This is a genomic window from Enterococcus sp. 2STP (assembly GCF_032465635.1).
Taxonomy (GTDB): domain Bacteria; phylum Bacillota; class Bacilli; order Lactobacillales; family Enterococcaceae; genus Enterococcus_B; species Enterococcus_B lactis.
In genome coordinates, this window is the sequence record NZ_JAWDJH010000029.1 from 17,982 (window position 1) to 36,817 (window position 18,836).

Below are 18,836 nucleotides of genomic sequence, written 5' to 3' on the forward strand. Positions count from 1 at the left end.
CTCCATTTTCACGATATTTCTCGCTATATCTATGCATCGAATGCGTTTTCTCACACTTATTCATTTTACCATTGAATTTCTCTAGACTAAAGAAAGGAATTCTTTATTTAGTTGACAAATAAACGATTTATGATTTACTTACATAAAAAACATTGTTATTTGAAAGAAGGAACATCATGAATGATTTAAAGAAAAATATGATTTTTGATTTATCAAAAACTGCTTTTGTCGCGATCGACATGCAAAAAGGGATCGTAAATAACGGTACACTCTCTCCACACACTGCAGCATCTATTCTGACAAACAATGATTCGTTAGCAAAAACATTGAAACGTACCGCTGCCTTGAAAGTTTTAGTGAATGTAGACATCTCCACTTTCCCTTATTTGAGTCAACAAACTGATATGGGTGGAATGACTGCTGCTTCTGTACCTCCAGAATTCACTGATTTACTTTTGAAGGATTCTTTGAAAGATACAGACAATATGTTGACTATCACAAAATACAATCCAAGTGCTTTTTTTGGTACTTCTCTTGATCTTCAACTTCGCCGTCGTGGAATCGAAACCATCATTTTAAGCGGTGTAGCGACAACAAACGGTGTATATGCTACTGCATTAGATGCCTTTCAACACGGGTACCATGTCGTGCTTGCTGAAGATGCTTGTAGTGATCGCGACAAAGAATCGCATCAATTGTTCATAAAAAAGATATTTCCGAAAACTGCACGAGTACGTTCAACGAAACAAATAATCGAAGCGATCCAACAAAGCAAATAGGGTACTAGCGTATGTGATTTTCATTTACTTCTTTTTGATTTCATGGGAAAATAACCACAGGATTTAGATAGGAGTATGAACATGGTGAAAAAAAAGATCACAATCAAAGAAGTCGCTAAACTTTCCGGTGTTTCAATCACAACTGTCTCCTTGATATTAAATGGAAATACAGAGAAATTCAGTCCGAAAACCGTTCAGAAAGTTTTAGCTGCTAAAGAAGAATTAGGCTATCAACCTGATTATTTTGCTAGACAAATGATTACCAAGGAAACGAAAACGATTGGCGTACTCGTTCCTGATATCACGAATCCATTCTTCAGTACATTGATGCGAGGAATTGAAGATATCTTGTACAATCAGAACTTCGTCACGATATTATGTAATGCTGATTCTGATCATCAAAAAGAAATCGAGTACCTAGCCGAGCTCACACGTCGAGGTGTGGATGGATTCATTATTGCGACTTCTGCTGTCTCTACGAATGCAATCAACGAAAATTTGAAAAAACAAGGCCGGCCCTTCATTGTTTTGGATCAAAAAAAATCTGAAGGATTTAGTGATGCCGTACGAACAGACGATTTTCGCGGTGGTTATCTGGCAGGTATGCACCTACTTAGTCTAGGACATCAAACGATCGCCCTTGTCTATCCTGAAAATCTGCCAGAAAATGTCCACGCTCGGATTGATGGGTTTAAATCTGCTCTTGATGTTTACCAAATCCCTCATGACCGACTGATCCTCTTGCCTACACAGTTCTCAAAACAAGGCGGCTACCAAATCACAGCCAAACTTCTTGATTCTGCTGCAACTGGTGTGTTTGCTTTAAATGATGAATTAGCTTTTGGATTATATCGCGGATTAGAGGAAGCTGGAAAAAGCATCCCAGAAGACTATAGCATTATTGGCTATGATAATATAGATATGTGCGAATATATCAAGCCAAAACTGACGACAATCGCACAACCAATCTTCGAATTGGGGCAAACATCTGCCCAATTATTGTTAGATCGAATCCAATTCCCAGAAAAAGAGTGGGAAGAAAAACGGCTACCTGTACGACTAGAAAAAAGATTTTCGACTGCACCCTTGAAATAGCTTTCAAGGTGTGCTATATTTTTATCGAACTATTAAAACGTTTTACTAAAACGTTTTAAAAAATAATTCTTCCCATCAAAATAAATGAGATAGTTGGAGGTTTGTGAAATGAACACGGTTACAGTAATTGGAAGTATTAATATAGACACTACCCTTCGTTTAACCAAAATGCCAAAACCAGGAGAAACGATGCATGCACATGAGATTTTTCACGCTGGCGGAGGCAAAGGCGCCAACCAAGCAGTGGCAGCCAAACGTTCAGGCGCACGAACATCTTTTATTGGAGGTGTTGGAACTGACAGTGAAGGACAGCAATTGTTGGATCTACTGACAAAAGAAAACATCGATACATCTGGAATTGCTGAAATTGAGGGCGCCGCAACCGGACAAGCAATGATTATGGTGGATGCCGCAGGAGAAAACAGTATCTTGATTCATGCAGGCGCAAATAATGCTTTCCATGAACAAGAAGTTCGAAAGAACAAAGAATTGATTACAAACAGTGACTTTATTATTGCTCAATTCGAAAGTAGTTTAGATGCGACGATCCTAGCTTTTTCTATTGCAAAAGACGCAGGAAAAACAACGATCCTGAATCCTGCACCAGCTAGAGAAACCATTCCTACTGAACTACTCGAAAAGACAGATATCATTATACCAAATGAGACAGAAACAGAAATTATTACAGGAATCAGAGTTACAGACCATGACAATTTGGTCGCAGCAGCTGAAAAAATGCATGAATTAGGCATTGGAACAGTAATCATTACATTGGGCAGTGCCGGTGCTTTCTACCACACAGAAAAAGAACACGGTATCGTCCCTGCTTTTAAAGTAGATGCTGTCGATACGACAGCCGCAGGTGATACATTTATTGGGGCATTGAGCAGCACACTTCAGCCAGACCTTGGTAACTTGAAAGAAGCGATCCTTTATGGAAATCTAGCCTCTTCTATTGCCGTACAGTCTTACGGTGCGCAACCTTCTATCCCTTACCGTGAAGCTTTAGAACAATCAGCAGTCATAAATTAACAACGAGAGGAAGAAACAAACATGAAAAAAGGAAAAGTCATCAATTCAGATATTTCACGAGTAATCGCACAAATGGGACACTTTGACAAATTAAGTATCGGGGACGCAGGCATGCCTGTTCCCTTTGGTACTGAAAAAATAGATTTAGCTGTTTCAAACGGACTTCCAAGCTTTTTATCTGTTTTAGAGAACGTTTTAGAAGAACTTGAAGTACAATCCATTGAATTGGCAGAAGAAATAAAGACAATGAATCCGGAAATATTGGAAAAAATCAAATTACTGTTACCAGATACACCGATTAGCTTTATCCCACATGAAGAAATGAAAAAAGATTTGAATAACTGCCATGCATTTATTCGTACAGGCGAGATGACACCTTATGCCAATATTATCTTAGTGAGTGGAGTGGTCTTCTAATGGAAACGACAATGAATCCTGAACAGATGGTACTGTCCGAACAGATTCATCTGCTGATTGATCAGTTAGGGGGAAAAGACAATATTGATTCTGTCCTCCCATGTGCGACTCGGCTTCGTATCAAATTACAAAAACAGCCAGCAGCAAATGTAGAAAAATTAAAGCAGCAAATCCCTTCCATCAAATATTTCATTTTACTCGATAGATATGCAGAAGTAATTATGGATCAGGGATTGGCCCCTGCTTATAAGGAATTGACACGTCAAATCGATCATTCAGCTCCGAAAGAAAAGTTAAATCCGATCGAAAAACTATTTGGTTTGATATCGGAAATCTTTACGCCAATCATTCCCCTATTTGCCGGTTCTGGTATATTAAAAGGTCTGGTTGTTTTAGCAACTACGATTGGCTGGCTTAGTGAAACGAGCGGGACTTATCATATTTTGTCTGCTGCGTCGAATGCTGTCTTTTATTTTCTGCCAATCTTTCTCGCTTTTTCTGCCGCCAAAACGTTTAAAGTGAATGGATATATCGCGGCTGTCATTGCTGCAGCGCTGATTGAGCCAAATTTGACCTCTTTACTTTCAGATAGTGGTAAAGCAGCTACTGATTTTCTGGGGATTCCTGTAGTGCTGATGCAGTACACGTCTACTGTCATGCCGGCGATTTTAGGTATTTTCTTTTATTCTTTTGTCGAAAGATTCCTTAAAAAATATATTCGTGAAAACATGCAATTAGTATTTGTACCTTTACTTTCATTAGTCATCACGGTTCCTTTGACATTAATGGTCTTCGGACCTGCCGGTGTTTATCTTGGTGAAGGTTTAGCTGCAGCAATTACTTGGATGATGGATATTAACGGACCGATCAGTGGAGCAATCATCGCTGGAGGCTGGAACATTTTGGTGATATTTGGTATCCAATGGGCTGTAAATCCTGTCATGATCAGCAATATCTCAGCTTATGGGTTCGACCGTATCGTTCCGTTGACAGGAGCAGCTAATTTTGGAATGGCTGGTGCAGCTTTAGGGGTATTCCTCCGAAGTAAACGTTCAAAAACACGTTCGATTTCTGGTTCTGCTTTCGCTTCGATTTTACTTGCGGGAGTGACCGAGCCTACTGTTTACGGAATCGCGATTCCATTGAAAAAACCATTTGTTGCTGCTTGCATCGGTGCAGCTGCTGGTGGAGCTGTCATGGGATTTGCTCAAGTGAAAGCGATCGCTTTTGTATTTGGTAGCCTGACCACATTGCCAGCCTTTATTTCCGGTACTTTTTTCTGGTACTTAGCAGGATTGGCTGTTAGTCTAGTCGTAGCAATGATCACCACCCTTATTAGCGGGTTTGATGAGGACCTAATGTCGTACGAATAATGAACGAAAAAAGGCTGAAGTATGAGATGCTTATCACATATTTCAGTTTTTTTCTTTTTTAGGATCGTTATTTTTATAAATTTTTTGTGATGCTCTCCAATCTTTGGTATAATTTACATATGCATGACCATTTTTATCCCCACTTGTTTATCCCCAAACAAAGATGGTTTATGCAATAAAATGAACATCAAACCACAACGAATGACTGCTCGTTGCTTTTTTACAACTTGTTTTATTTAGAATACACAAGCAGATTCATGGAAAGAAAAAGCTTTTCGACACGATTATCTGTTCAATCGAATAACTTATGAATGCTGAATAAAACAGAAAATCAATGAAAGGAAAAGGACTAGTTTATTATGAAAAACAAAAAAACGATGCGTTTGCTAGCTGCTACTTGGCTGATTGCTCCTACTGTTTTGTCGACTAATGCCGTATTTGCTGTAGATAATCAAATAACCGATCAAACAGTCTCAACAGGTACGTCTACTTCCAGCTCATCTACTAGCGAAACTACGGATTCTTCTACAGAAGGCACAACCGGAACAACTGACTCATCAACAGAATCGTCCGAACCAACTGATCCGGCTGATCCATCAGAAAATGAAAAACCAGCCGAGACATATACCCTTACGATTGCTCCTTCTTTGATAGGGAAGATCCAATTAACTGCTTCGTCAGAGGATACCGCTGAACAGCAACCTTTGAATATCACAGAAAGCGGAACGGTAGAAGGTTTATCAGCAGGAACAAAGGTGACTTACACTATTACGCCAGCTGAAGGTGAACAAATTGCTTCCGTCGCTGTGAATGGTGCTAAAGAAGTGAACTATGAGGCAAAGACTTTTACAGTAGGTACGAACAATTTATCTATTACTGCAGAATTTGAACCTGTACCGGATACTTCAACAGAGGAACCAACTGATCCTAGTGAAGAAGTCCCTAGTACACCAGATCCGGAAACGCCAAATAAACCAGATGAGGGTAATAACAACAATAGCAACAATAGCAACAATAATAATGGTTCAAATAATTCAAATAATAATAACAATAATTCGAACAGCGGGAATTCTTCGAATCAAACAAACCCATCTGGATCGAATAACAATGGAAATACTCAGAGAGAACCAAACCATCCAAACAATGGTTCATCGAATGGCGGAACGAACAATGCTTCGTCTCGTCCAAATACAGCAAATCAAAGCGGTATAGAGAATCCATCTTCTGCTTCTTCTGATTTTGTTGTAAAATCACCAATTGATGCTGTATTGCCTACAAATGCAACAAATGTCCAACAAGCAATCGTTCGAGAAGCATTCAAGCATCTTGGAAAACCATACGTATGGGGAGCAAAAGGTCCAAATACTTTTGACTGTTCTGGTTTGACTTATTACGTATATATGAAAGCAACCGGTCATTATATCGGTGGCTGGACAGGCGAACAGCAATATGCAGGTACGCAGATTCCAGTAAGTCAGGCCCAACCTGGCGATCTCGTCTTCTGGGGACCTTCTTCCGGTGTTACTCACCATGTAGGTATCTATATTGGGAACGGACAATTTATCCATGCGCCCCAACCAGGAGATAAAGTTCGAGTAACTTCTATTTCAGATTTCACGCCTGATTTTGCTGTCCGAGTAAACTTAGCAGGTTTACCTGCTGCTTCAGGTTCGCTGACAGGCGGCTCATCTATTTTAGATGGATTAGATGGCTCGTTCCATTTCAGTCAAAACCAAACAACTGATCAGTTCCTGAAAAAGATTGCAGATGATGCACAGGAAATCGGCCAAAAAGAAGGAATCTACGCATCAGTCATGATGGCTCAAGCCATCCTGGAAAGTGGATCTGGAAACAGCTTATTATCAAGCGAACCAAATCATAACCTTTTTGGTATCAAAGGATCGTATAAAGGAAGCAGCGTGACCTTCAATACACTTGAACAAGATAGTTCCGGACAAAGCTACCAAATCCGCGCACAATTCCGTAAGTATCCTTCTTACAAGGAAAGTTTGGAAGACTATGCCGACTTGATCAAAAATGGACTGACTGGCAATCCTGATTTCTACAAACCAACTTGGAAGTCGGAAACAAAAGACTACAAAGAAGCAACCAAATATTTGGAAGGACGTTATGCTACAGATCGCCAATATTCACAAAAATTAAATGCGATCATCGAAGCGTACGACCTGACAAAATATGACGAACCGAAAAAAGAAGCAGCAACAACTGAAGAAGCAAGCACTGAAATCCTCCATATGTCTAAGCGATTCGATGTGCCAATCAAATGGACAACAGATGGCGTGCCAATCACAGGATTAGAATTTTCAACGATAAAACGCGTCAACAATGCTTCTTCCATCTTCCGTGTCGCTTCGATCTGGGATTTGTGGAACAACTTCACGGCAAGACAGATACCAGAGACAACTACTCGTACAGTTAAAGCTGCAACTGTTCCTGTACTAACTTTGTTAAGTTTAGACAAATCATTCTGGCTTGATCTGCCTTTAAAGAAATAGAATAAATAAAAGGGAGTGTGACAGTGTCACCTCCCCTTTTTTAATTTATTCTATTTCTTTATATTTATTTATTTTGTATTCCGTTACAAACTCGCGTACTTGGTTAGGTTCCAGAGTGACATCTCCAAAGCTTTCAAGCCGCTCTGCACCTGGCAATTCTTGAGTCTCAAATGTGATACCACCATGATCTACTAATTTTTTCCCGCGCATTTCTGGCCCATCTTCTCCAAAATTTGCGGTAAAAATCACGATTCCCGAAGCATCTGTTTTTACTTGGATTGATACTTTTTCATCAGGGCTCGTCAATTCCGCTGCATTTAGCAGATCAGCCTGTTTTTTTAATAAAAATGGATGATCGATACCGCCTACCATCGTTGATTGGCGAAAATCACTGGCGAATACCTCACCTAATTTTTTAGGATGTTGAAAGTCAAATGCTGTACCGCTTACTGAAACCACTTCTCCTGTAGGCGTCGTATCTTTATTGAGCGTAGCGAATAATCGGCTGTTCAACCAAAGCGTATGTTCGTCGATTGGCTGTGCTGGATCACCAGTTAAATTGAAATAAACATGATTCGTCGGATTGAATACCGTTTTCCGGTCACTGATCCCTTGGACTGTCACTCGCCATGTATCATCATTCGTCAGTGTATACCGTACTTCTACGTCTAAAGTGCCAGGAAATCCATTTTCCATGTCTGGACTAGTCTGATAGAAAATGACCGAGGCTTCGTTTTCACCATTAATAACTGTATAATGCCACTGCTTGGATTCAAAGCTAGGTGCACCGCCATGTAAACAATGGCCAGTATCTGGATCTGTTTTTACTTTGAATGTTTCATCATCTAATTTGAATGTGCCATTCGTGATCCGTCCAGCCATACGTCCGATTGAAGCTCCGATATAAGGATCTTTTTCCAGATATTCTTTTGCTTCATCAAAGCCTAGAATCAACTCTCGTTTTTCATTATCGATCATTGTTTGAAAATGGACGACTCGTGCACCTAGATCACTGACAGACAAAGATGTCCCATTTTGATTCGTGATCGTGATCAAGTGATAGTTTCCGCCAAAATTTTGTTCATTGATTTCCATGTTCCTTGCACCCTCTTTTCTTTCATTTGTACTGATTCCAGTATACATGGAAACCGTTTTCTTAACAGCTTATTCCGTGAGTAACGAGAAAAAATTTACTATATTCTAATAAAAGATCACGAAAGAGGGACTGTGACAAAAATCTTGTCACAGTCCCTCTTTCTGAACAAACGGTGTTCCAGAAGTAGCTTCTTCGGAGATAAGCCGAAATTTCTTGAAGCTGATCACTTCTGTCACAACCTCTTTTTCAATACGATTCCAGTATACAACCATGTCGTCAGTACATAGTAGATGAAATACAATACGAAGAAGATCGTAAATGGCACCCAAATATCTTTGTATGGATTTTGCATGAATAGACCAAACATTTGTAATCCGAATAAGACATGGACTACACCTAAGATTCCTGGTGCTAAGAATAACACACCTACTTCTCTACGGATCGATTGTTTAAGCAGTCCGCGTCGTGTTCCTATCTTTTCAAGCATTTCATAACGAGCGATGTCACTCTTGCTTCCTGACAAGATCTTGAACATCAAACAGCTAGCAAGCATGGTCAAGAAAGCTAAACCTAAGAAGAATCCCATAAATTCAAAACCAGAGAATATACTATTATATACTTCATACATTTCATACTTCTGGTTGCTGTACTCTACTTTTTGCAAAGATGGATTGTTTGTTTTATTTTGTGTAGCCAGTGCTTTGATTGGTTCCAAGTTTGCTTGGAAGTCTTTTACCTGAACTAGCTGTAAAGTAGATTGTGGCAAGTTCAGTTGATCAAATTCTGATTGACTGACTACTTTGATTTCTTTTTCTTGCTGTTCCGGCAATTCATAGCCACGAAGCTCGTCTTGCACAGTCAGTTCATTCATTTTTTCAGCAGGAACTTTTTCTTTCGTGATCTTCGGCGGTGTTCCATCTTCATGTTTTATCATGATCAATGGTTGAGCCGCAAATTCACTTGCATTATAGTAAATCGTTCCCGCATCTTCTTTTTGAGTATAAGAAGCAGAAAGTGTTGGTGAAAGTTCTTTGATTTTTTGCTGATCTTCTGCCCGAGGATTATTCATCACTAGGTCATAACCAGTAGCATTTTCTGTCAAGTCTGCAATTTCATTTTTAAAACCTAATCCTACCGTCAAAGCGCCCAGTGCTAAGGCAAACAGCATAGCAACCATGGAGAGCATTTGTGTATATTCACGAATACGAAAACTTAACTGTGACAATGTGAAATTGTTCAATTTCTTCAACGAGATCTGTTCTGATTTCTTTAGTAATGATAAAAAGAAAATGATCACAGAATGGAAAATGAAATAAGTTCCCAATACGATCGTGACTAGAGCTACTCCCATACCAAAAACTTGATAGGTCTCCACGTTCTTCATCATATAATAACCGCAGCCTAGAAAAGCAATCCCTAGTACTACTTCAAGGAAGAACAAGAATTTATGCTGCTTGATTCTTGTTGGTGTCTGATCCGCACGAATCAATGCTAAAATCGGTTTTTTGACAATCGAAAAAGCATTGACAACAGCTGCTAATAAAAACAAAACAGCAAAAAACAAAACAGTGATCAACAACCCATGAATGCTAAAAGATGTAAAATGCGAAATATTGATATCTAACTGATCCACTAATAATCGGTGGACGATACTTGTCAAACCTACCCCGACAGCTGAACCTACTAAAGTAGCCACGATCCCTACTACGAATGTTTCAGAAAAAATCATCTGTGCGATTTTTCTACCTTTTGCTCCTAGCATCATAAACATGGCATAGTCTTTTTGCCGCATCGTCATCAAAAAGGAATTCGCATATAAAATATAAACGAAGGTAATGATCCCTAGTAAAACAGAACCTAATCGGAAAATGATAACTGTAGAAGCAACGACCGTATTGCTTTTCAAAAAGGCTTCGTTGCTCGCCATTGATTCAAACATGTAAAAAATGGCAGATGCCATAACTAATCCTGAGAATAATACCAAGTAATCTCTTAAACGGCTCTTGATCCCAGTAAGTGATAATTTCCAAAGCATAGTCAATCTCCCCCTACTGTTCCAAGTTTCCAAGAATAGATAGTATTTCCCGATAGAAGGAATCCCGGCTTTGATCTCCACGTTTCACTTCTTGATGGATACCGCCATCCTTGATGAATAAAATACGTTGGCAATAACTTGCAGAAAATGGATCATGCGTCACTAGAAGAATCGATACATGATCTTTTGTATTCAATTCGTCCATCGTATCTAAAAGATCACGGGCACTTTTAGAATCCAGCGCACCTGTAGGCTCATCGCCTAATAAAATCGTTGGTTGTGTGATCAACGCACGTGCGGCAGCGACCCGTTGTTTTTGTCCACCGGAAATCTCAGAAGGATAGCTTTCCAAAATATGAGCAATCGATAAACGTTCTGCAATTTTTTGGACACGTTGCTTGATTTCTTTTGGTCTGACACCTTGTAAAGAAAGAGGAACAGCGATATTTTCTTGTGCTGTCAAACTTTCTAATAAATTGAAATCTTGGAAAATAAAGCCGATTTCATTCGCACGAAAATCTGCTAGTTGATTTCCTTTTAATGTCGTCACATCTTTTTGATTGATTCGGATATGTCCATCTGTTGGTTTGTCTAATGTGGATAAAATATTCAAAAGCGTTGATTTACCTGAACCGGAAGCACCCATGATGCCAATAAATTCACCTTTTTCTACATCGAAGCTGATGCCGCTTAATGCTTGCGTCTTTTTCTCATTGTTTTTCCCGTATACTTTTGTTACATTCTGTACTTCGACTATTTTGTTCATTTCTTTCCCTACCCTTTAATTAGTTTTTCTAGTGCTGTTTTCGGCACATCTTTTTTTTCGACTTCTTCATATGAAGTGACACCTTTCTTTTTGTTCCAGGTGATTTTCAAATATGCTCCTTTACGAAGCGGTCGAGTCAATTGCCCATTGAAATCTAGTTCTTTTTCCTTACCCTCTTTCGTATAACCAGGCAGGATATATCTATAGTTGACTGTTTCTTGTCCAGAGTCTGCTTTGGAGACTGTTTTTGCACCATCTGTCGTAATCTGTACATAGTATTCTTCTCCGCCCATCACTACGTAATCTGCGATTTTCACCCCTGCAAGTGCCACAACGATGAAAACAAGTAGTCCGATCAGAAGTTTTTTCACTTTTTCCCCTTCTCTCTTACTTTATATATTGATTATAGAAAAAAACGAACAATTATGCCTTCGAATCATCTATCATTCTTCTTTCAATTTTGTCATTTTCATTGAACAACTAAAAAAGAGTTTAAGACAATCGTCCTAAACTCCTTCTTCCTATCTTACAAAAACTATATCACTTACGGTCTTTCATATCGCCTGTATTGATAACGGGTTGCGTTCCTTTGTCTGTAATGATTGAGACAAGTAAATTATTGATTAATTGGACTTTTCGATCATCGGTGAAATTGATTTCTTGTCCTTCTTCGATTTGTTCCAAAGCCATTTGAGTGATCGTGACAGCTCCTTCAACAATGGTTTGTCGAGCAGACAAAATAGCTCTTGCTTGTTGACGTTGCAGCATGGCACTGGCGATTTCTGTTGCATAGGCTAAATGATTCAATCGTGTTTCGATTACTTCGACACCTGCTACTGCTAAACGCTCTTGCAACTCCTTTTTCAACTCGTCAGACACTGCCGTAGTGTTTCCTCGAAGCGTCAAATCATCATCATTGAAGGTATCATACGGATATTGGCTAGCGATATGCCGGATGGCTGTCTCACTTTGGATTTCTACAAAATCTTGATAATACGCTACATCGAATAATGCCTTTGCTGTATCAATGACTTTAAACACGACTACCGCTGAGATTTCGATGGGATTTCCGTCTAAATCATTGACTTTTAAAACAGAACTGTTGAAATTCCGAACTTTCAACGAAACAGTCATTTTTTGTGCCAAAGGAATCGTAAGGAAAAAGCCATTTTCCCGGATCGTACCTAAATATTGTCCAAAAAACAAAATCACTTTTGCTTGATTAGGGCTGACTACAGTTGCCGAACTTAGCAACAGTAACGCGATCAGCCAAAGAAAAATACTTAAAAATAGTGCCCAAACTTTCGCTTGCCACATGCCTAAATAGAAGAAAAATAAACCAACTAAAGCTAATACGACCAAACCGACGATTCCTGCATAACCATTGATATAAATTGCTCTTTTTTCTCTCATTCTACTTTCTGCGCTCCTTTATCCTTCAATAAATATAGTGTTGCTTTTTAATCCTTTTTTCGAATTCGCGCCATTGCACCTTCTAGTTCCAAATCTTTGTCTTCAGTGATGTACCAACCGCTTGCTTGTGTTCCTCCGGCTGCTTGCGGCAAATAATCCAATCTTGTTCGAACCCAGTGTTTTTCTTCTGTAAAATAGTCTTCTACCAAGATTTCTAGATCCATTCCTGCTGAAAGAGGCAAGTCTTCCCGAACAGATTTAAAGATAAATCGTTCCTTCTCCCCATCATACTTCAATATTCCTGTATCGATAATCGGTAAAGAATAATAGTCCAGTTCTTTCTTCACCGTCAATAAATGTTTGAAAACTTCATGGTACACTTGCTCTAATTGACGACCTTCTGAATTGTTCGGATAGTTGACCATCACTTTTTCTTTATCTGGATCATAGAAGGTTTGACTTAGTTGAGTGATATAAGTATGTAATCTTTCCATTTCTGTTTTTAACTTTTCTCTTTGACCTTCTTCTGCCTTCATATACTTTTTCACCCTGTTTTCTTTATAGATATGTTCTTACTTATTTTACTATAGTTATGTGTGTTAAGCGATGAAAAACAGCAAAGATCCTTCCGATCTTTGCTGTTTTTTCTTAAACTATCCAGTTGATTGCTCGATCAATCTGTTTCATTGTCTTCTTGATCTGTCGTGATATTGATAGAAGTGTCTTTGGCAGTGATCTTCAACCGTTTCTGTCCTTGCTCTAACAAAGTACTTGTTAATGGCTGGTAGTCTTTTTCAATATGAGATTCACCAGATGTTTGGAGAGTATAGCCACTGTTTTCCATCTCATGCAAAGATAAATTACTACTGTTTAGAGTGACTTTTCCTTCTTTGCTGACCAAACTGTCTTCTAGATGTAAATTGCTGCTTTCTCCTATGACGGTCAAGTTATCCACCTTGACTTCATCTAAACGAAGAGAACCTAATTCATCTTTCGCCGTTATTGTTCCTCCCGTAAATTCATTGAATGATATCCAACCATCGTGTGTCATAGTATTTACTTTTTTGATCGATACTTCGTTGATGTCGATTGCACTATTATTCCCTTCGATTGTCAATTCAGATAATTCCTGATCTGCAGGGACAACAATAGTGATTTGTGCACTGGTGTCTTCCAAACTAATAATCGCACCTTCTGATTTTTTGACTGCATTCACGGTCAATACACCATTTTTCTCCTTTATTTCTGGCTTTTCTGTCTTATCGTAGGTCGTTTTTATCTCAAAATCCAACCCGCGTATGACTGACACGGTTTGATGTTCTGCATGGATGACGATTTTGTTTGCCTCTTTGATTTTTTTCGTCTCCGTCACCATATCGATCAATCGAGGGCCATCATCCCAAGTCAGACTCTTTTGAGCGCCTAATGTATAAGTTGCACCTGCTAGGAGTCCGCCAGTAACCATCAGGATAATACCGGTAATCAAAAAATGTTTCAATCTCATTTATCTGTCCTCCTTCAAGCGCCCGCTGAATGCAGATCTCTTTTTGTAATAAAACGCCGTCCCATCCATTTAACAAAGTTCATCATGACATAAAAAAGCCCTTTTGTTCCTTTCAGCAACAGTGGCGAAATAAATACTGCGCTTCCCGTGGCGAACAGACCAACACCGATAAAGAATAACCCACTCAGAATCGATTGACCAAACACACTGATTCCTGAGATGATCATGAATAAGCCAATACCTAAGATACTGATACATAGAACATAGATACTAAAAATGAGCGCCAGCAAAGCAATCAATAGTCCCCCAATAACCAATATAAACCCCAATGCTAGTGGAATGAGGACAGGAGAAGCAAATAAACCGATAATGATTAACCAAATCAGACGCATTTGTCTTTTTGGACTCCTCACTAACTCGTCTTCTGCTTGTTCTTCTTCTGAAAAGTAACTGATTTTTAATTTTAAAGCAAACTGCTTTGGTGTACCATATTCATCAATGACCTGATCTAATGTTTTTCCGGAATCTAAAAAATATTCCTCATAATATTGGATCAAATCAAAACGATCGTCTTCAGGAATTTCTTGAAGATGATCCACAACTTCATTCAAATAATCATTCATTTGTGCTCTCCTCCAATAATCGGTCTAAAGAATCTCGAAAAACAATCCATTCATCAATAATTTCTTCTAAATGACGACTTCCTATTGGTGTCAACGAGTAATATCGACGGTTCCTACCTTCAAAAGGTTCATCATAGGTCTCAAGATACCCTTCTTTTTTCAATCTTCTCAAAACCGGATAAAGTGTAGATTCACTGACTGAGAGACTTTCTTGTACGATTTTTGTTAAGGCATAACCATACATATCTTCTTTGCTTAATGCTGCTAACACAGTGCCATCAAGAAGAACAGTTGGAATCTGGATGTGCATTACGTCACCTTCTATTCTCAAGTGTAATATTTTATTACAATCTATATTATACGAAATATAATATAGTTTCAAAATCAGTTTGTCAAATACAAAAAAACTGACTAAAAGGTTTGATCCCTTTTAGTCAGCAAAAAATGGCTTCTCTTTGATTATTATTATAACAGTGGCATGATCCAATTCGTCCACATCCAACTTAGTGGCATGATAACGATCATCGCCGGTATCATGTCAGCTACTGGGAACATTTTCACGTTGATCATTCTAAAACCGGTAGCAACCATCAAGAATCCACCGCAAGCTTTAAAGTCTAAGATCATATCTGGTGTAGTCAATGGATAAATAAATTTTGCCAATAAGAACAAGATATAAAAAATAATGAATTGGGGAATCGCTACTACGGAAACGACATATCCTAAATTACATGCAAAAATTGCTGCTGTGAAAAAATCAAGGACAGATTTAGAAATCAAAATCGTACTATCTCCAGTCATCCCAGAATCTAAGCTTCCATAAATCCCCGTACCACTTGCACAAAATAAAACAATGACCGTCACTAATGTGCTGATAAATTCATCGTGGGTCATACCAAGCTTTTCACTAGGAAAGATTTTAGAAATAGGCACTTGCATCAACGCAGCGCCCTTGTTAATCCCATTACCTAAATGAACAATCAGTCCAATCGCTGTTCCTATCACCAAAGCAAAAATAACAGCTGGCATATTTTTCATTGGCGCAATGGAATAGATACCCATCCCCATTGAACACACACCAAAAACCATCGTCAGCTGCGCTTTAAAGTGTTCGCTTAATTTATTTCCTACTAATCCGCCAATTAGTCCGCCAAGCAAAACGGAACCTACATTGATCAAAACTCCAGTTGGCATCAAAAAAACTCCTCTCTTTCTCTATAAAGCGAAAATTATTACAGAAAATTTTCTGCAATCACTGCTTTCACTGCAAGAAAGATTGTACCAGACAGAGTAGGTTACACCAATTCATTTTTTGTGTTAAAGTATTCTTTATTGGAATAAGTAGGAGGAATATGATGGATATCCATAAATTTGAAGTTTTTCTTGATTTAGCCGAAACGATGAATTTTACCAAAACTGCTGAACGACAATTCACCACCCAAGGAAACATTTCTAAACAGATTCTTTCGTTAGAAACAGAATTAAACGTCAAATTATTCGAACGTGCCCATAGAAAAATCGAGTTGACCGAAGCTGGAAGCTTGTTGCTCCCTTATGTAAAAAATGTCGTAGAACAATACCATGCCATGCAAGAAGTGCTTGAAACCTATACGCAAGAAAACAATCTTTCATTAAATATCTTAACGATACCAACCATGATCAATTACCAAGGCTTTTCCAAGATTACCGAATTTTTGAAACGTCATCCTGAATTTACGGTCCAGTTGAAAGAAGTGGAAAGTATCGAACTGACTTATGACGATACAAATGAGCATAGTGATACGATCCACTTTGCCAGAAGCTTCCAGGCCCCACCAAGTTCGATTGAGTGGCTACCTACTGAAACAGACGATTTTGTAGCAGTTCTGCCTAAAACCCATCCTTTAGCTGCTAAAAAGAAATTGGATCTAAGTGAACTGAAAAAGGAGAATTTTTTGGTTCTTGGCCCTACTACGAACTTGTATCAACCTGTGCTGGACTTGTGTCGCAAAGCTGGATTTGAACCGAGAATCTCTTATAAAGGATCTAGGACCGACTTGATCATCAATATGATTGCAAATGACATGGGGATTGCTATTGTTATGGAAAAAACAGTCAAAAATCTGTTAAAAGAAAATACTGTGATCCTCCCCATCTCTCCAACAAAAGAAAGTTATCTCGCATTTACGCGTAAAATCGGTGAACATTCTTTGGCTTCAGACACATTTTGGGAGTATTTGAAACAAGAAGAGAACTAGGCCCTTCATTTTCTGTCTATCAATCCATCCAAAAAAGAGAGCGACTCATGACTTTCGCTCTCTTTTTTGCATCATATCCTTGTTTCAATGACACATCTATCATTTCTCGTAGTTCAATAAGAAAGCAGCGATTTTATGTCGAAAGAACCGTAAGAACATTTCCCTAATCACAAAAAAACGACTCCCCCCCTAAAAACCTTCAATCGAATTTTTAGGGGGTTTTATTCTTTTTCCTATTGTTTACTTAACCGTATCATTGCTGTCGTTCCTACTCCTTCGATACTGCTATAATCAATACGACCATCATGCAGTTCTAGAATTTTTTTGACCAGTGAAAGTCCTAGCCCATTCCCAGAAATTTGACGGCTTGTATCTCCTTGATAAAATTTTTCAAACATTCGATCTCTGGTCTCTTCATTCATTCCTACACCTGAATCGGTCACTTCCAGTACAATCTCTGTGGCTGTCTCAAATAGTTTGATATGAATCTGTCCATTGACTTGATTGTACTTTATGGCGTTATCCATGATATTCAACCACACTTGGTACAAAAACTCTTCATTGCCTGTGTAATTTACTGCAGCCAGTTCGATATCCAATTCTAGCTGTTCTTTCTCCCATTTAGGCTGCAAAAAAACGATTACTTCTCGAATTTGTTCATCTAATCGGTACTCTTTTTTTTCCAGTTGGATACGCTGGTTTTCCAGTTTGTTCAATTTTAAGATGTTCTCTGTTAATTGTGAAAGCTGCGTGATACTTTCGATAATCCGATATAAAAATATTTGGCGTTCTTCGTCAGAGAGATTTGGGGCTTGTAACAATTGTACATATCCTTGGATCGTTGCTAATGGTGTTTTGAATTCATGGGATACACTGGACACAAAATCATTCCTCAATGTTTCGATACTATTGAGTTCTTGGACCATAACATTGAAATCTTTATACAGTTGCTGTACTTCTGCTACTTTCTGCTGCTCATCCATTCGAATCGAAAAATCTCCCGTTGCTACCAGACTCATATTTGTCCCTAGTGCACTGATTGGATGCAGAATACGCCGCCCAACAAAAATCGATATTCCTGTACCCACGATCATACTGAACCCTGCAAAGACGAATAACGGGTATAGCGTTGGTTTTCCAGCCGATTCAGCAGGTGAGATAGAATGCCGAGACAATAAGAAAATAAAACCGAGAAAACACAGCAGTGTCACTAAGATCGAAATGAAGACAATACTGGCAAAATAGATCCATAATTGTGAAAATAGCTTTTTTTTCATCTTTAAATAACCGCCTTATAGCCTAGTCCCCGTACTGTCATGATTTGAAAATCTTCCGTCTTTTCAAAACGGGTCCTTAAACGTTTGATATGTACATCGATCGTTCGTTCTTCTGTATTCGTATCTAATCCCCAAATGTCATCCATCAACTGTTGGCGAGTGAAGATCTTGTTGGGATAAGACAGTAATTTATACAGAAGCAGAAATTCTTTTTGAGGCAGAATCAACGAATGCTGATCTTGTAACACTGTATAAGTATCCAGCTCTAATTTTGTTTGTCCAATCATCAAGCTACTGCTGTAATTGATTTTTGAACGTCGAAGCAATGCTTCTACACGTAGGATCATCTCATTGACATCGATGGGTTTTGTCATATAATCATCTGCTCCTAGTTTGAACCCGCGTTTCTTATCCTCAAAATCGGCCTTTGCCGTAATCATCAGAACAGGTGTGTCAAATCTGGTGCTACGTAATGAGTCTAGCAAGTCATAGCCATCCATTTTCGGCATCATGATATCTGTAATGATCAATTCTATACGTGTCGCTTCTAGTTTTTTCAGCGCATCCTCTCCATTCAGTGCAGTGATGACTGAAAAGCCCGCTCGTTCCAACACAGAACGGTAAAGCAACTGTAATTGCGGATCATCTTCTACTATTAAAATACGATTCATTG

The 18,836-nt window shown here is 38.7% G+C and carries 19 protein-coding genes; 7 read left to right on the plus strand and 12 right to left on the minus strand.

Features of this window, described 5'->3' with window-relative positions:
- Positions 1-176: 176 nt before the first annotated feature.
- The 6 genes from RWU19_RS12465 to RWU19_RS12490 all read left to right on the plus strand — a co-directional run bounded on the left by RWU19_RS12465 (position 177) and on the right by RWU19_RS12490 (position 7,212).
- Positions 177-779 carry an isochorismatase family protein gene (locus RWU19_RS12465; protein ID WP_002293246.1) on the plus strand — a complete coding sequence of 201 codons (603 nt, stop codon included), beginning with the start codon at positions 177-179 and terminating at the stop codon, positions 777-779.
- An 81-nt stretch (positions 780-860) separates the two neighbouring features.
- The gene (gene rbsR, locus RWU19_RS12470) at positions 861-1,874 is read left to right on the plus strand and encodes a ribose utilization transcriptional repressor RbsR (protein WP_002293245.1); all 1,014 of its coding nucleotides are present in this window, start codon (positions 861-863) and stop codon (positions 1,872-1,874) included.
- Positions 1,875-1,982: 108 nt separating this feature from the next.
- Positions 1,983-2,906: a ribokinase gene (gene rbsK / locus RWU19_RS12475; protein ID WP_123837617.1), complete on the plus strand. Its 924-nt coding sequence runs from the start codon at positions 1,983-1,985 to the stop codon at positions 2,904-2,906.
- 21 nt (positions 2,907-2,927) lie between these two features.
- The gene (gene rbsD / locus RWU19_RS12480; protein WP_002293242.1) at positions 2,928-3,323 is read left to right on the plus strand and encodes a D-ribose pyranase; all 396 of its coding nucleotides are present in this window, start codon (positions 2,928-2,930) and stop codon (positions 3,321-3,323) included.
- Positions 3,323-4,696, plus strand: a complete 1,374-nt coding sequence (locus RWU19_RS12485) for a PTS transporter subunit EIIC (protein WP_123837616.1) — start codon at positions 3,323-3,325, stop codon at positions 4,694-4,696. The genes rbsD and RWU19_RS12485 overlap by 1 nt, the downstream gene beginning before the upstream one ends.
- Positions 4,697-5,055: 359 nt before the next feature.
- On the plus strand, positions 5,056-7,212 hold the full coding sequence (locus tag RWU19_RS12490; protein WP_123837615.1) for a glucosaminidase domain-containing protein: 2,157 nt from the start codon (positions 5,056-5,058) through the stop codon (positions 7,210-7,212).
- A gap of 45 nt (positions 7,213-7,257) precedes the next feature.
- On the opposite strand, the gene RWU19_RS12495 is transcribed toward RWU19_RS12490, so the two are convergent.
- From RWU19_RS12495 to RWU19_RS12540, 10 genes are all read right to left on the minus strand, one after another.
- The gene (locus RWU19_RS12495) at positions 7,258-8,307 is read right to left on the minus strand and encodes an aldose epimerase family protein (protein WP_123837614.1); all 1,050 of its coding nucleotides are present in this window, start codon (positions 8,305-8,307) and stop codon (positions 7,258-7,260) included.
- Between the two features lie 233 nt (positions 8,308-8,540).
- Positions 8,541-10,343, minus strand: a complete 1,803-nt coding sequence (locus RWU19_RS12500; RefSeq protein WP_123837613.1) for an FtsX-like permease family protein — start codon at positions 10,341-10,343, stop codon at positions 8,541-8,543.
- Positions 10,344-10,356: 13 nt separating this feature from the next.
- The gene (locus RWU19_RS12505) at positions 10,357-11,109 is read right to left on the minus strand and encodes an ABC transporter ATP-binding protein (RefSeq protein WP_002312797.1); all 753 of its coding nucleotides are present in this window, start codon (positions 11,107-11,109) and stop codon (positions 10,357-10,359) included.
- Between the two features lie 8 nt (positions 11,110-11,117).
- Complete coding sequence (locus tag RWU19_RS12510) at positions 11,118-11,480, minus strand: YxeA family protein (protein WP_002310770.1); 363 nt, start codon at positions 11,478-11,480, stop codon at positions 11,118-11,120.
- Between the two features lie 169 nt (positions 11,481-11,649).
- Complete coding sequence (locus tag RWU19_RS12515; protein WP_002293231.1) at positions 11,650-12,522, minus strand: SPFH domain-containing protein; 873 nt, start codon at positions 12,520-12,522, stop codon at positions 11,650-11,652.
- Positions 12,523-12,569: 47 nt separating this feature from the next.
- Positions 12,570-13,058 (minus strand): DUF5348 domain-containing protein, encoded by a 489-nt coding sequence (locus RWU19_RS12520; protein ID WP_002293229.1) that lies wholly within the window; start codon positions 13,056-13,058, stop codon positions 12,570-12,572.
- Positions 13,059-13,195: 137 nt separating this feature from the next.
- On the minus strand, positions 13,196-14,026 hold the full coding sequence (locus RWU19_RS12525) for a DUF4097 family beta strand repeat-containing protein (RefSeq protein WP_123837612.1): 831 nt from the start codon (positions 14,024-14,026) through the stop codon (positions 13,196-13,198).
- Positions 14,027-14,040: 14 nt separating this feature from the next.
- Positions 14,041-14,649 (minus strand): DUF1700 domain-containing protein, encoded by a 609-nt coding sequence (locus tag RWU19_RS12530; protein ID WP_024635435.1) that lies wholly within the window; start codon positions 14,647-14,649, stop codon positions 14,041-14,043.
- A complete protein-coding gene (locus RWU19_RS12535) occupies positions 14,642-14,959 on the minus strand; it encodes a PadR family transcriptional regulator (RefSeq protein ID WP_002293224.1) in 318 nt (105 codons plus the stop codon). Before RWU19_RS12535 ends, RWU19_RS12530 begins: the two co-directional genes overlap by 8 nt.
- A 155-nt stretch (positions 14,960-15,114) precedes the next feature.
- The gene (locus tag RWU19_RS12540) at positions 15,115-15,843 is read right to left on the minus strand and encodes a DUF554 domain-containing protein (RefSeq protein WP_002293223.1); all 729 of its coding nucleotides are present in this window, start codon (positions 15,841-15,843) and stop codon (positions 15,115-15,117) included.
- Between the two features lie 161 nt (positions 15,844-16,004).
- On the opposite strand from RWU19_RS12540, the gene RWU19_RS12545 reads away from it, so the two are divergent.
- Positions 16,005-16,886, plus strand: coding sequence for a LysR family transcriptional regulator (locus RWU19_RS12545; RefSeq protein WP_123837611.1), 882 nt, complete (start codon positions 16,005-16,007; stop codon positions 16,884-16,886).
- 233 nt (positions 16,887-17,119) lie between these two features.
- Here the strand turns inward: RWU19_RS12545 and RWU19_RS12550 are convergent, their stop codons facing one another.
- The gene (locus tag RWU19_RS12550; RefSeq protein WP_025477355.1) at positions 17,120-18,163 is read right to left on the minus strand and encodes a sensor histidine kinase; all 1,044 of its coding nucleotides are present in this window, start codon (positions 18,161-18,163) and stop codon (positions 17,120-17,122) included.
- A 2-nt stretch (positions 18,164-18,165) separates the two neighbouring features.
- Positions 18,166-18,834, minus strand: coding sequence for a response regulator transcription factor (locus RWU19_RS12555; RefSeq protein WP_002315931.1), 669 nt, complete (start codon positions 18,832-18,834; stop codon positions 18,166-18,168).
- Positions 18,835-18,836: the final 2 nt, after the last annotated feature.

Bases quoted from the DNA above. Each gene is read 5' to 3' on its own strand.
- RWU19_RS12520 (WP_002293229.1), bottom strand. From the start codon at position 13,058: ATGAAGGCAGAAGAAGGTCAAAGAGAAAAGTTAAAAACAGAAATGGAA.
- RWU19_RS12485 (WP_123837616.1), top strand. From the start codon at position 3,323: ATGGAAACGACAATGAATCCTGAACAGATGGTACTGTCCGAACAGATT.
- rbsD (WP_002293242.1), top strand. From the start codon at position 2,928: ATGAAAAAAGGAAAAGTCATCAATTCAGATATTTCACGAGTAATCGCA.
- RWU19_RS12505 (WP_002312797.1), bottom strand. From the start codon at position 11,109: ATGAACAAAATAGTCGAAGTACAGAATGTAACAAAAGTATACGGGAAA.
- RWU19_RS12490 (WP_123837615.1), top strand. From the start codon at position 5,056: ATGAAAAACAAAAAAACGATGCGTTTGCTAGCTGCTACTTGGCTGATT.
- RWU19_RS12525 (WP_123837612.1), bottom strand. From the start codon at position 14,026: ATGAGATTGAAACATTTTTTGATTACCGGTATTATCCTGATGGTTACT.
- rbsR (WP_002293245.1), top strand. From the start codon at position 861: ATGGTGAAAAAAAAGATCACAATCAAAGAAGTCGCTAAACTTTCCGGT.
- RWU19_RS12465 (WP_002293246.1), top strand. From the start codon at position 177: ATGAATGATTTAAAGAAAAATATGATTTTTGATTTATCAAAAACTGCT.
- RWU19_RS12555 (WP_002315931.1), bottom strand. From the start codon at position 18,834: ATGAATCGTATTTTAATAGTAGAAGATGATCCGCAATTACAGTTGCTT.
- RWU19_RS12550 (WP_025477355.1), bottom strand. From the start codon at position 18,163: ATGAAAAAAAAGCTATTTTCACAATTATGGATCTATTTTGCCAGTATT.
- RWU19_RS12515 (WP_002293231.1), bottom strand. From the start codon at position 12,522: ATGAGAGAAAAAAGAGCAATTTATATCAATGGTTATGCAGGAATCGTC.
- RWU19_RS12535 (WP_002293224.1), bottom strand. From the start codon at position 14,959: ATGCACATCCAGATTCCAACTGTTCTTCTTGATGGCACTGTGTTAGCA.
- RWU19_RS12530 (WP_024635435.1), bottom strand. From the start codon at position 14,649: ATGAATGATTATTTGAATGAAGTTGTGGATCATCTTCAAGAAATTCCT.
- rbsK (WP_123837617.1), top strand. From the start codon at position 1,983: ATGAACACGGTTACAGTAATTGGAAGTATTAATATAGACACTACCCTT.
- RWU19_RS12495 (WP_123837614.1), bottom strand. From the start codon at position 8,307: ATGGAAATCAATGAACAAAATTTTGGCGGAAACTATCACTTGATCACG.
- RWU19_RS12540 (WP_002293223.1), bottom strand. From the start codon at position 15,843: ATGCCAACTGGAGTTTTGATCAATGTAGGTTCCGTTTTGCTTGGCGGA.
- RWU19_RS12500 (WP_123837613.1), bottom strand. From the start codon at position 10,343: ATGCTTTGGAAATTATCACTTACTGGGATCAAGAGCCGTTTAAGAGAT.
- RWU19_RS12545 (WP_123837611.1), top strand. From the start codon at position 16,005: ATGGATATCCATAAATTTGAAGTTTTTCTTGATTTAGCCGAAACGATG.